Origin of the sequence: Synechococcus sp. CCY 9618, assembly GCF_019038415.1 — a bacterium.
Lineage (GTDB): Bacteria > Cyanobacteriota > Cyanobacteriia > PCC-6307 > Cyanobiaceae > Cyanobium.
Genome location: NZ_JAFKRG010000048.1, coordinates 112665 through 124710, shown reverse-complemented (window position 1 = coordinate 124710; position 12046 = coordinate 112665). Strand labels below are relative to the sequence as shown.

Here is a 12046-nt window from a genome sequence, read left to right as displayed (position 1 = left end):
GTCCTCAGCGAAGCACGGGGCTCCACACTGTACGAATCCCCCCCGGAGGCCCGGCCTCCCCCAGCCGATGGCCCTCCGCCGCGACCGCCACCTCGCCAGCCTCAGCTGGCCCGAGCTGCGTGATCAGGCCTCCCGGCCGGGGAGCACGGTGCTGTGGCCCCTGGGCGCCATCGAGCAGCACGGCCCCCTGCTGCCCCTGGAGACCGATGCCCTGTTCGCCGACCGGGTGGCGGACGCCGTGCTGGCGCAGCTCGACCCCGACCTGCCGATCTGGCGCCTGCCGGTGCAGAGCATCGGCTTCTCCCCCGAGCATCTGGGCTTCCCCGGCACGCTCAGCCTGCCCGCCGACCTGCTGATCGACCTGGTGCGTTCCGTCGGCAGGGGGATCGCGGCGGCGGGGTTCCAACGACTGGTGCTTCTCAACGCCCACGGCGGCCAGATCGGCCTGCTGGAGGCCGCGGCGCGGGAACTGCGGCTGTTCGAACCCCGCCTGGCCGTGCTGCCCTGCTTCCTCTGGCGCGGCGCCGACGACCTCGGAGCCCTGATCCCCGAACCGGAACGCAGTGAGGGGCTCCACGCCGGCCTGGCCGAGACGAGTCTGATGCTGTTTCTCGAGCCCACCATGGCCGGTGCCCTGCCCGGCCCCGATGGTCCCGGCGCCGGGGGTCATGGGGGCCACGCTGAGGCTGCGTCCGGGATCCCGCCCGAAGGCTGGAGCCTGGAGGGGGCCTGCCCCTGCAGCTGGCTCACCGGCGAGCTGAGCGCCAGCGGCGTGATCGGCGATCCCACCGGGGCCAGCGCCGAGCTGGGCCGCCAGCTGTTCCAGCGGCTGGTGGGCGGCTGGGAGCGACGTCTGGACGCCCTGATGCGCAGCGCCTGGCCATCGACGGGTGGCTGACCGTGACTAGAGTTCCTCGAATCAACACCGACGTGGTTCCCATGCCCACCCTCGAAACCACCAAGTCCGCCGATTCATCGCTGGATCCCACGGGCCCGGTCGAGGGAAGCGACCTGCCCGACTTCACCACGGACGCCTACAAGGACGCCTACAGCCGCATCAACGCGATCGTGATCGAGGGCGAGCAGGAGGCCCATGACAACTACATGTCGCTGGGGACCCTGCTTCCCGACCAGGCCGAGGAGCTGGCTCGCCTGGCCCGGATGGAGATCAAGCACATGAAGGGATTCACCGCCTGCGGCAACAACCTCGGTGTCGTCGCCGACATGCCGTTCGCCCAGGAGTTCTTCTCCCCCCTCCGCAACAACTTTCAGGCCGCTCTGACGGAGGGCAAGGTGGTCACCTGCCTGCTGATCCAGGCCCTGCTGATCGAAGCCTTCGCCATCTCGGCCTACCACATCTACATTCCCGTGGCGGATCCCTTCGCCCGCAGGATCACCGAAGGGGTGGTGAAAGACGAATACACCCACCTCAACTACGGTCAGGTATGGCTCAAGGCCCATCTGGAGGAATCCCGCGCCGAGCTGGAACAGGCCAACCGGGAGAACCTTCCCCACGTGCGCCGCATGCTGGATCGGGTGGCCGCCGACGCTGCCGTGCTTCACATGGAGAAGGAGGATCTGATCGAGGATTTCCTGATCGCCTACCAGGACGCCCTCACCGACATCGGCTTCACCCCGAGGGAAATCGCCCGTATGGCGGCTGCGGCCCTGATCGGCTGACCCTCTCCTGACGTCCACCCTGGGAGGATGTAGCGTCGGCGACATCCGGCTCTCCCCCCTCGCCGCCGCGTTCTTCTTCCTGCATGTTCGGCCTGATCGGTCATTCCACCAGCTTCGAGTCGGCCCGTCAGCTGGCCCGGAGCCTCGGTTTCGAGGACTATGCGGAAGGCGATCTGGCCATGTGGTGCAGTGCTCCTCCCCAGCTGGTGGAGAGGATCAGCCTCACCAGCCCCACGGGTAAGCGCATCGAAGGGGCCTACATCGATTCGGTGTTCGTGCCCGAAATGCTGAGTCGCTTCAAGACGGCCAAGCGCAAAGTGCTCAACGCCATGGAACTGGCGCAGAAGAACGGCATTGACATCACCGCCCTCGGGGGCTTCACCTCGATCATCTTCGAGGATTTCAAGCTGCTCAGGGAACAGCAGGTGCGCGCCACCACCCTGGAGTGGCAGCGCTTCACCACCGGCAACACCCACACGGCCTGGGTGATCTGCCGCCAGGTGGAGGAGAACGCCCCCCGGCTCGGCGTCGATCTGCGCCGGGCCCGGGTGGCTGTGGTGGGCGCCACCGGCGATATCGGCAGCGCCGTCTGCCGCTGGCTCTCCCAGCGCACCGGCGTGGCGGAACTGCTTCTGGTGGCCCGCCGTCCCCAACCCCTGACCGATCTGCAGGCCGACCTGGGCGGCGGCCGCATCCTCTCCCTGGAAGAGGCGCTGGAGGAAGCGGATGTGGTGGTGTGGGTGGCCAGTCTGGCCCAGGCCAGCACGATCGATCCCCAGCGGCTGCACCGCCCCTGCCTGATGATCGATGGCGGCTATCCCAAGAACCTGGACACCAGGGCGGCCGGCGAGGGCATCCATGTGTTGAAAGGTGGCATCGTGGAGTTCGCCTCCGACATCGGCTGGCAGATGATGGAAGCGGCCGAGATGGCCAATCCCCAGCGTCAGATGTTCGCCTGCTTCGCCGAAGCCATGCTCCTGGAGTTCGAAGGCCTGCACACCAATTTCAGCTGGGGTCGCAACAACATCACCCTGGAGAAGATGGACCTGATCGGCGCCGCTTCGTTGCGCCACGGGTTCCGGGCCCTGGGCCTGGAGAGTCCGGCCCCGATTCCCAGCCTCACCTCCGCCTGAGTCCTCCCACGACCGAAAGACCATGGCCAGACGCGCCCTCCTGGATTTCGAGAAACCCCTCGTGGAACTCGAGGAGCAGATCGAGCAGATCCGCCAGCTGGCCCGTGATTCCGAGGTGGACGTCAGTCAGCAGTTGCTGCAGCTGGAAACCCTCGCCACCCGCCGCCGCGAGGAGATCTTCAGCTCCCTCACACCGGCCCAGAAAATTCAGGTGGCCCGCCACCCCCAGCGGCCCAGCACCCTGGATTACATCCAGGTGATCAGCGACGAATGGATCGAACTCCACGGCGACCGCCGCGGCAACGACGACCGTGCCCTGGTGGGCGGTGTCGGGCGCATCGGTGACCAGCCCGTGCTGCTGCTCGGCCACCAGAAAGGGCGGGACATGAAGGAGAACGTGGCCCGCAACTTCGGCATGGCCTCCCCCGGCGGCTACCGCAAGGCCCTGCGGCTGATGGAGCACGCCGATCGCTTCCGCCTGCCGATCCTCAGTTTCATCGACACCCCCGGCGCCTATGCCGGGGTCGCGGCGGAGGAGCAGGGCCAGGGGGAGGCGATCGCCGTGAATCTGCGCGAGATGTTCCGGCTGCGGGTGCCCATCATCGCCGTGGTCATCGGTGAAGGGGGATCCGGTGGCGCCCTGGGCATCGGCGTTGCCGACCGGCTGCTCATGTTCGAGCACAGCGTCTACACCGTGGCCAGCCCGGAAGCCTGTGCCTCGATCCTCTGGCGCGACGCCGCCAAGGCCCCCGCCGCTGCGGAGGCCCTCCGCATCACAGGGGCCGATCTGCTGCAGCTTGGCCTGGTGGATGCCCTGCTGAAGGAACCCTCCGGGGGCAACCACTGGGCTCCGATCCAGGCTGCAGAAACGCTTCGCCAGGCCCTGCTGAGCCACCTGGACGAACTGCAGACCCTCACCGAGAGCGAACGGATCGAGGCCCGCTACGCCAAGTTCCGAAGCATGGGCCAGGTCCTGGAGGGGGCGGCAGCGGATCACGCTCTAGCGCCGTAGGGTTTGGCCCCCTGCCGCATCAGCCGTTGCCCGCCGCCCTGATCACCGGCGCCTCCAGAGGCATCGGTGCCGCCACCTCCCGCCGGTTTGCCGCCGAAGGCCTTGACCTGCTGCTGGTGGCCCGCCCCAGCCAGGATCTCGACGGACTCGCCACAGAGCTCCGGGCCACCGGCCGACGCGTGGAGACCCTGGGGCTCGATCTGACCCGTCCCGACCTCATCGGCCCCGGACTGGAGGATCTGCTGAGCCGGGGGCCGGTCCCCGGGGTGGTGATCAACAACGCCGGCGCCGCCTGGACCGGTCCCCTGGCGGAGATGCCCCTCGAACGCTGGCAGTGGCTGCTGCAGCTGAACCTCACCAGTGTCTTTCAGGTCTGCGCCGCGGTGCTGCCCCGGCTGCGGCAGGCGGGCGGCGGAAGGATCATCAATGTCAGCAGCCATGCCGCCCGCCATGCCTTTCCCGACTGGGGGGCCTACTGCGTCAGCAAGGCCGCCCTGGCCTCCTTCAGCCGCTGCCTCGAGGCAGAGGAGCGGGCCGCCGGCATACGGGTGAGCACCCTCACCCTGGGTGCGGTGAATACGCCACTCTGGGACAGTGAAACCGTCCACAGTTCCTTCGACCGACATGCCATGCTTTCAGCCGAGCAGGTGGCTGAAACCCTGCTTTACCTCGCGCGCCAACCCACCACACAGACGGTCGAAGACCTGACCCTGATGCCGGCCGCCGGAGCTTTCTGAACCCCCCTATGACATCCACCCTCCCCCATGGGCTCAGCGCCCGACAGGCCGCGCCCGTCACGACGCCCCTTCCCATCAGCGTGCGGATTCGCGAGCGCCTGCAGAAGGAGGGAGTTCCGTTCCTGGCCAACGACAACATCTCCGATCACCTGCGCGACGGGGAGCTCGACCAGCTGGAGATCGAGGTGGCCGGCAAGGTCCGCGAGCTTCTGAGAAGCCTGGTGATCGATATCGAAAATGATCACAACACCGAAGAGACGGCCGAGCGGGTCGCCAAGATGTACCTCCATGAGGTGTTCAAGGGCCGCTATCACGAGCAGCCCAAGATCGCCAGCTTCCCCAACGTGAAGCAGTTGGATGAGATCTATACCGTGGGGCCCATTTCCATCCGCTCCGCCTGCTCTCACCACCTGGTTCCGATCCTCGGCAACTGCTGGATCGGGATCAAACCCGGCGAGCGGGTCATCGGTCTCTCCAAATTCTCCCGTGTAGCCGACTGGGTCTTCTCCCGTCCCCACATCCAGGAAGAAGCCGTGATCATCCTGGCCGACGAGATCGAGCGGCTCTGCCAGCCCCTCGGCCTGGCCATCCTGGTCAAAGCCCAGCACTACTGCATGAAATGGCGCGGGGTGAAAGAGCCCCAGACCAGCATGGTCAACTCAGTGGTGCGCGGCGATTTCCGCCACGACCCCAGCCTGAAGCAGGAGTTCTTCGAGCTGGTCCGCCAGCAGGAGTCCGTGCTGAGCACCTGAGGCATTGCCCCCGCGCCGATCAGAGGCCCGGTGTGGCCATGATCGGCCCCACCACCTGGGAGGCGCTGCGCTGGCTGCCGGCGCCGGTCGGCACGGCCACCACCACCATCAGCTTGTAGGCCACGTCGGCGGATGTGAGGGGGTAGCTGGGTCCGCTGGCCCCCTGGATCAGCTGCCAGTGGCGCCGGCCCGGAGCCAGGCGGTACCAGTGGAAGGCACCGGGGGGCAGGGCCGCCAGACCCTCGGCGGAGGCGGTCGCCTCCAGCAGAGCACCCTGGCGCGCTTCCCCCTTCAGCACCAGGTTGTCGAGTCCCTCCACCCCCTGCTCCACCGCGCCCTCCAGCTGTTGATCCCCGGCGATCTCCTGACGCAGGATGCGGATCTGCTGCTGGGGATCCGCCGTGACCCCAGGAACGCACTGCAACGTGGCCCCTACCAGCTGACAGCCCACCAGATCCTGGGCCCGCAGGCCTCCAGCTCCTGTCCCGGCCAGCAGCAGGGTCAGAGCCAGGGGAAGGCCTGGGACGCGAGGGAGAAAGGCCAAGGGGGGAAGATGACGGTGAGCGCACCGATCCTGGCCCCGCCAGGGCCAAACGCCAATCAACCGGCGGCGCAGATCGATCCACGCACCGTCGCCACCAGGGCCGCGACCCGCGCCAGATCCTTGAAGCCCGGACTCCGCTCCACCGCACTGGAGGCATCGAGGCCATCGGGGCGAAGCAGGGCCAGCAGGTCGCCCGCCGTCTCAGGACCCACCCCTCCGGCCAGCCACCAGGGGATCGGCGGGCGGAAGCCCACGAGCCACTCCGTCGGGATCCGGTGGCCCGTGCCCCCCAGCTGACCGGGCACCCAGGCATCGAGCAGCAGGGCCTCCACCACTCCGGCGTAGGCGGCCGCCTGCTCCAGATCCGCGGGGCTGCGCACCCGCAGGGCCTTCCAGAGGCGGACGTCGAGCCGCTGACCCAGCTCGCGGCAACGCTCCACGCTCTCATCGCCATGGAGCTGCACTACCGCGTGGCCCCTCGCACCGTCCAGCTCCTCAAGTTGCGCGTCGGTGGGATCGGCCACCACCAGCACGCCGGAGCAGCCAGACCCTGCCGCCGCCATCGCAGCGAACAGCTCGGGCCGCTGGGGCGGCGACAGGAAGCGCGGAGAGGCGGGCACGGCGATCACGCCGATGGCATCGACCCCAAGGGCCGCGATCGCGGCGGCCTGGTCCGGCTCCCTCAGACCGCAGATCTTGAGCAATGGAGGGGAATCCAGAACCGGGACCGCAGGGTCACCTTTCTAGGATGGGAGGGAACGTTCCGGCCCTGGGCCGGAAACCTGCTGGGACGGTGGCCGTGGGAGAAGGCTGGCAACTGCTGACGATCCGCGGCATTCCCCTGCGCATTCATCCCAGCTGGTTCGTGATCCTGCTGGTGGCCACCCTGGCCTTTCAGCAGCAGTACGCCCTCACGCTCGGCAACCAGCTTGCGCCGGCGGGGCTTTGGGCCGTGGCCCTGGTCACCGCCCTGGCCCTGTTCGTCTCCGTCCTGCTGCATGAGCTGGGCCACTCCCTGGTGGCCCTCAGCCAGGGGGTGAAGGTGAAGAGCATCACCCTGTTCCTGCTGGGGGGAGTGGCCAGCGTGGAGCGGGAATGCGACACCGCCCGCGGCGCCCTGATGGTGGCGGCGGCAGGTCCGGCGGTGAGCCTGGTGCTGGGTGTCAGCCTGCTGGCCTCCAGTCACGCCGCCAGCCATGCCACCCCCATCCTGGGCCAGGTGGTGGAGCAGCTGGGTGCCCTGAACATGGTCCTGGGACTGTTCAACCTGCTGCCCGGCCTGCCCCTGGATGGAGGCCTGATCGTGAAGGCCCTGGTGTGGCAGTTCTCCGGCAGCCAGCGCCGCGGCGTGGAGGTGGCCAACGCCTCCGGTCGCTTCCTCTCCCTGCTGGCCGTGGGCCTGGGGACGGTGCTGCTGCTGCGGGGTGGCGGCATCGGCGGCGCCTGGCTGATCCTGCTGGGCTGGTTCGGCCTGGGGGCAGCACGCAACCAGAAGCAGATGCTGATCGTTCAGCAGGCTCTCAAGGATCTCAAGGTCAGGGACGTGGCCCAGAGGCGCTTCCGGGTCCTGGAGGCCGACACCAGCCTGCGCCAGCTCAGCCGTCTTCGCCTCGGCACCGCCCCTCCGATCGGGGAAGGCGCTGACGGAGCGCCCCCCTCCGAGGCTGACGGCAATGCCCTCCCCGACTGGCTGCTGGTCTGCGACCGGGGTCGCTGGCAGGGTGTCATCGATGACAGCCCCCTCCAGGCTCTGCCGGTCCAGTGCTGGGACCGGGAAACGGTGGGTGACCACCTCCAGCCCCTGGCCAGCCTGCCCACCATCCGCGAAAGCGCGCCGCTGTGGCAGGCGGCCCTTCAGCTCGACGACGGCAACCATCAGCGGCTGCTGGTGCTGAGTGCCGCAGGGCTGCCCTGCGGCACGGTCGAACGGCCCGAGCTGGGCGATGCCGTTCTCAAGAAGCTGGGGCTGAAGCTCCCCGCCAATCTGCTCACGGCTGCCCGCCGTCAGAACGGTTACCCCCTGGGGATGGCCCTCGGTCAGGTGGCCCGCGGCATGGTCAGCTCCGGCGACGTGACCGCACTCACCGACCCGGCAGGCCGGTAGCGGGCCAGGGTGGGGGCGATCCCCGCCAGTTCGGCGGCGCTCAGGGGCAGTTCCTGGAACCATCCCTCCCGCCGGTCTTCGCCAGGCCGGATCTGGGAGAGCCGTGCAGGGCCGGGATTGACACCGGCGAGCGGCGCCAGCCAGCGGAGGGCCGAGCGGCGCAGATGGGCCTCCAGTTCCGCCCCGGCCAGGGGCAGGGGCTCGAGCGTCGGGGGATCGGCATCGAAGACCTCCCGCCAGAGGTCGGGGCTGGGGTCCAGCTGGATCGATCCGTGCTGCAGCAGGTGCCCTGCGCGCCAGAGCTGGGCGCTGCCCACCCGCTTGGCACCACCCTCGTGCACCAGGTCGGCGACGGTGCCGGTGGCGAAGCAGCTGCTGCGCTGCGGGCTGGCGGCCTGACGGCCGCTGCGCAGGGGCTGACCTAGGGCCGCGAACGCCTCAACCAACCAGCGGAGGGCGCGGTCATAGATCTCGGAACGGCGTCCGCCCAGCCCGGGCAGGACGAGGGCATAGGTGAGGTCAGCGCCGTGGAGCACGGCCCGGCCTCCGCTGGGCCGGCGCACCAGGTCGATCCGTCCCTGCCGGACCAGATCCCACCAGTGGGGCTCCAGCCGCTGCTGGTGCCAGCCCAGGGAGAGGGTGGGCCGTGACCAGCGGTAGAGGCGGAAAGCGGCGGCCGGCACGATCGAGGCCGCAGGGTCAGCGGCGGCCGCCAGCCGTTCCAGCAACCAGGCATCGATGGCCATCTGCCAGGCACCACCGAGGCAGCAGGAGGGGATCCAGCGCATCGGTGCCGCTGGCTGGACGGATGGGGAGGCTGGCGCTGTCATGGGTCCTGCCGGGCCAGTCGATGGCATCGACCCTGATCTGGAGTCTGCTGCCCCTGCTGCCCCTTGGGCTGCTGGCCGGTCTCCTCTCCGGACTGCTCGGGATCGGCGGCGGGCTGATTTTCTCCCCCCTGCTGCTGCTGCTGGGTCTGGCGCCCCACCAGGCCCTGGCCACCAGCACCCTGGCGATCGTGCCCACCACCCTCGGGGGCACGATCGCCCATGTCCGCAGCGGCCGGCTGACCTGGTCGGGCGGCGTGGCGATCAGCGCCGGCGCCGCCCTCACAGCCGGTCTGTTCAGCCGTCTGGGCCAGGGTCTGGCCGGCTGGCAGCTGCTGGGCCTGCAGGCCCTGCTCTATGCCCTGCTCACCGGATTGATCAGACCCGGCAGAACCCTGGACCGGGAGGCAGCCGACAGGGAGCCCCCCGCCGTCGCCCTGGGCCTGGTGGGGGCGCTGGCCGGGATCGCCGCCGGGCTGCTGGGGGTGGGAGGGGGTCTGGTGCTGGTTCCCGTGCTGGTGCGGGTGCTGGGGATGCCGGTCCACGGGGCGATCCGCTACAGCACCCTGGCCGTGCTGGCCTCCTCCTGCAGCGCCTCGGTGGCCTTCCTGGCTGACGGCCGGGCGAATGGCCTGATCGGGCTGGTGCTGGGCGGCACCGCTGCCGTGGCGGCCCAGTGGTCCGCGGCCAGGCTGGAGCGGGTCCCGGAGGCACGGCTGGTGTGGATGCTGCGGACCGTCACCCTGGTGCTGGCCCTGGACAGCGGTCGCCGCGCCCTGGGCCTGTGGCTCGACGCTCAGGCCATGCCGCTCCAGAAGCCCGGATCAAGCTCATAACCCAGCACGGCGGCCATCTGCCCCAGGTTGGCGCGACATTCGATGCCGGCGGCAGCGGCCCAGTGGTCGAGGAGGAAGAGGCGATGGGTGATCCAGAGCTCCAGGCTCTCCGGCGCGAAGCGGATCCCCTCCGTGCGGCTGAAGCCGTGGGGCAGCAGCATCGCCACATGGCGGGTGAGCTGACCGCCGCTGCGCTCCAGCACCAGGGGCAGCCAGGGGTGAAGGGCATCGGCCCTCAGGCTCCAGAGACGCAGCTCGGGAATCTCAGACAGCTCGCGGGGATCCTCCGCCGGACGGGCCCAGTCGAAGCTGATCTCCAGGCCGCTGGCGGCGCTCAGCAGCTCGGCGGGTGCCAGCCCCGCCAGAGGGTCGAGGGGGGACAGGTCAAGCCCACCCACCTGGGCGGCGGAGACCTTCACGGGCTCGGAGCAGGAGGGAGGCGCCATCAAGAGCTGTGACAGGGCAGGGCCGCTGGCTGGACCGTAGCGGGCGATGGCCGAAGAATGGGTCGGTCAATCCCCCCTCCCCGCCAAGGACATGGTCACTCCGATCAATCAGGCTGAAGTGCTGATCGCCCTCGTCGTGGCCGCCCATGCCGGCGTGCTGGCCGTGCGTCTCTGCTTCAGCCTCTACAAAGCCTGAAGCCTCGCCCCTCGCTCCCTTGGCAAGGGGCGGGCAGGCTGCTACAAGCGGGGGGTCTTGCAGCCTTCCCTCCGGTGGCCCAGCCCCAGCGCCGACAGCGCCAATCTCAGTCGGCAGCGCGTTCCACCGGCCGGACGGGGGCTGCGGAGCCATCCCCCCGTCCGGCATGGACGTCTCGGGGGAGCACGTCTCCGCTGCGGCCGCTGCCCAGCCCGGGCAGCCGCCGGGAGAGCCGGCCGGTGATGCCTGCTGCGGCAGTCAGTTCCGGAAACGGCCCCGGAAACCGCGCCGGAAACGATTCCGTCGAGGTCCCCGGGTCCAGCTTCAGCCTCGAAAGCCAGCTGCTCTCCCTTTCCGCCGAACGCCAGGAACTGGTCTGCAGCCTCATCGGGCTCACGGTCAAGCTCGGTCTGGTCGCCGTCACGGGGGTGAGCCTGTTCCGTCTTGCCGGCGCCTACCAGCAGCGCATGGAGAGCCAGGGGGAGATCTCTGCCGTTCTGGAGCTGGAGAACGCCAAACTCACCAAGGCGAGGCAACGCTTCGACACCCTCTTCATGGTCGAGGGAGAACAGCGCCTGATCCGGGAGCAGAGCCAGTGGATCGCCCCCAACCGGATGCGGGTGATCTGGCAGTCGACCCGTCCGTTTCCAACTGTTGAATCCGCCCCCGCCGGTTCCGGAAACCAGGGCACCCGTCCGTAGGTTGGGGTCCCCTTCATCGCCGGACCCACAACTCCATGGTGCCCCCTTCCGGTGAGCCCGTCCGTTCCTCCTCCAGCCCCCAGGGCACCGCAGCCGCCAGCGGTGTGCCCGGAACAGTTCTGATCACCGGCGCCTCCTCCGGTGTCGGTCTGTTCGCCACCAAGGCTCTTGTGGATCGGGGCTGGCATGTGGTGATGGCCTGCCGCGACACCGACAAGGCTCGCCGGGCCCAGGCGGCCCTTGGCATCGACGATGCCGCGGTGACGCACCTGAAGGTGGATCTGGCCGATCTCGACAGCGTGCGCGCCCTCGTCGACGCATTCCGTGCCACGGGTCGCCCTCTCGATGCCCTGATCTGCAATGCGGCGGTCTACCTGCCGCGGCTCAAGCATCCCGAGCGCTCCCCCCAGGGCTACGAGATCTCGATGGCCACCAACCACTTCGGCCATTTCCTGCTGATCCACCTGCTCCTCGACGACCTCAAACGCTCCTCCCACCCCTCCCGCCGGCTGGTGATCCTGGGCACCGTCACCGCCAATTCCAAGGAGCTGGGCGGCAAGATCCCGATCCCCGCCCCGGCCGACCTCGGCGACCTCTCCGGCTTCTCCGCCGGCTTCAAGGCCCCCATCGCCATGGCGAGCGGCAAGAGCTTCAAGCCCGGCAAGGCCTACAAGGACAGCAAGCTCTGCAACATGATCACCACCCAGGAGCTGCATCGGCGCCTGCACGGGTCCACCGGCATCGTATTCAGCTCCCTCTATCCGGGCTGCGTGGCCGACACGCCCCTGTTCCGGAACGCCCCGAAGGCCTTCCAGGTCATCTTCCCCTGGTTCCAGAAGAACATCACCGGCGGCTACGTCAGCCAGGCCCTGGCCGGTGAGCGGGTGGCCCAGGTGACGGCCGACCCCGACTTCGCCACCTCAGGGGTGCACTGGAGCTGGGGCAACCGCCAGAAGAAAGGCGGCAAACAGTTCAGCCAGGAGCTCTCCGAGAAGGCCAGCAACCCGGTCACGGCCCAGCGGATGTGGGACCTTTCGATGCGGCTGGTGGGACTCGCCTGAAGCCATCGCCGTGCGGG

Annotated in this window: 15 protein-coding genes; 11 read left to right on the top strand and 4 right to left on the bottom strand. The window is 69.1% G+C overall.

The features are described from left to right. The first annotated feature begins 67 nt into the window (after positions 1-67). The 6 genes from KUG41_RS12595 to folE all read left to right on the top strand — a co-directional run bounded on the left by KUG41_RS12595 (position 68) and on the right by folE (position 5314). Positions 68-898, top strand: a complete 831-nt coding sequence (locus tag KUG41_RS12595; RefSeq protein ID WP_216904540.1) for a creatininase family protein — start codon at positions 68-70, stop codon at positions 896-898. 41 nt (positions 899-939) lie between these two features. Next, on the top strand, positions 940-1680 hold the full coding sequence (locus tag KUG41_RS12590) for an aldehyde oxygenase (deformylating) (protein WP_216904539.1): 741 nt from the start codon (positions 940-942) through the stop codon (positions 1678-1680). Between the two features lie 83 nt (positions 1681-1763). Continuing rightward, complete coding sequence (locus KUG41_RS12585) at positions 1764-2813, top strand: long-chain acyl-[acyl-carrier-protein] reductase (protein ID WP_216904535.1); 1050 nt, start codon at positions 1764-1766, stop codon at positions 2811-2813. Between the two features lie 22 nt (positions 2814-2835). Beyond that, positions 2836-3825 (top strand): acetyl-CoA carboxylase carboxyltransferase subunit alpha, encoded by a 990-nt coding sequence (locus KUG41_RS12580; protein ID WP_216904534.1) that lies wholly within the window; start codon positions 2836-2838, stop codon positions 3823-3825. A 26-nt stretch (positions 3826-3851) separates the two neighbouring features. After that, positions 3852-4562, top strand: a complete 711-nt coding sequence (locus tag KUG41_RS12575) for an SDR family oxidoreductase (protein WP_216904532.1) — start codon at positions 3852-3854, stop codon at positions 4560-4562. Positions 4563-4570: 8 nt separating this feature from the next. Further along, the gene (folE, locus tag KUG41_RS12570) at positions 4571-5314 is read left to right on the top strand and encodes a GTP cyclohydrolase I (protein ID WP_216904531.1); all 744 of its coding nucleotides are present in this window, start codon (positions 4571-4573) and stop codon (positions 5312-5314) included. 19 nt (positions 5315-5333) lie between these two features. Here the strand turns inward: folE and KUG41_RS12565 are convergent, their stop codons facing one another. Beyond that, the gene (locus KUG41_RS12565; RefSeq protein WP_216904530.1) at positions 5334-5858 is read right to left on the bottom strand and encodes a hypothetical protein; all 525 of its coding nucleotides are present in this window, start codon (positions 5856-5858) and stop codon (positions 5334-5336) included. Positions 5859-5914: 56 nt separating this feature from the next. Further along, complete coding sequence (locus KUG41_RS12560) at positions 5915-6562, bottom strand: phosphoribosylanthranilate isomerase (RefSeq protein ID WP_254217237.1); 648 nt, start codon at positions 6560-6562, stop codon at positions 5915-5917. 95 nt (positions 6563-6657) lie between these two features. On the opposite strand from KUG41_RS12560, the gene KUG41_RS12555 reads away from it, so the two are divergent. Further along, positions 6658-7962: a site-2 protease family protein gene (locus tag KUG41_RS12555; protein ID WP_216904643.1), complete on the top strand. Its 1305-nt coding sequence runs from the start codon at positions 6658-6660 to the stop codon at positions 7960-7962. Here the strand turns inward: KUG41_RS12555 and KUG41_RS12550 are convergent. Further along, complete coding sequence (locus KUG41_RS12550) at positions 7896-8750, bottom strand: lipoate--protein ligase family protein (RefSeq protein WP_216904528.1); 855 nt, start codon at positions 8748-8750, stop codon at positions 7896-7898. The genes KUG41_RS12555 and KUG41_RS12550 overlap by 67 nt on opposite strands. Before the next feature lie 62 nt (positions 8751-8812). Here KUG41_RS12550 and KUG41_RS12545 point away from each other — a divergent pair, with 62 nt between their 5' ends. Continuing rightward, a complete protein-coding gene (locus KUG41_RS12545) occupies positions 8813-9625 on the top strand; it encodes a sulfite exporter TauE/SafE family protein (RefSeq protein WP_216904526.1) in 813 nt (270 codons plus the stop codon). Here KUG41_RS12545 and KUG41_RS12540 read toward each other — a convergent pair. Then, entirely contained in the window at positions 9586-10071 is a 486-nt protein-coding gene (locus tag KUG41_RS12540; RefSeq protein ID WP_216904525.1) for a CRR6 family NdhI maturation factor, read from the bottom strand. The genes KUG41_RS12545 and KUG41_RS12540 overlap by 40 nt on opposite strands. A 91-nt stretch (positions 10072-10162) precedes the next feature. On the opposite strand from KUG41_RS12540, the gene psaM reads away from it, so the two are divergent. The 3 genes from psaM (at position 10163) to KUG41_RS12525 (ending at position 12029) form a co-directional block, all read left to right on the top strand. After that, a complete protein-coding gene (gene psaM, locus KUG41_RS12535) occupies positions 10163-10267 on the top strand; it encodes a photosystem I reaction center subunit XII (RefSeq protein WP_035828799.1) in 105 nt (34 codons plus the stop codon). Between the two features lie 242 nt (positions 10268-10509). Further along, on the top strand, positions 10510-10968 hold the full coding sequence (locus KUG41_RS12530) for a hypothetical protein (protein WP_254217236.1): 459 nt from the start codon (positions 10510-10512) through the stop codon (positions 10966-10968). 35 nt (positions 10969-11003) lie between these two features. Beyond that, complete coding sequence (locus KUG41_RS12525; protein WP_254217235.1) at positions 11004-12029, top strand: protochlorophyllide reductase; 1026 nt, start codon at positions 11004-11006, stop codon at positions 12027-12029. Positions 12030-12046 lie beyond the last annotated feature (17 nt).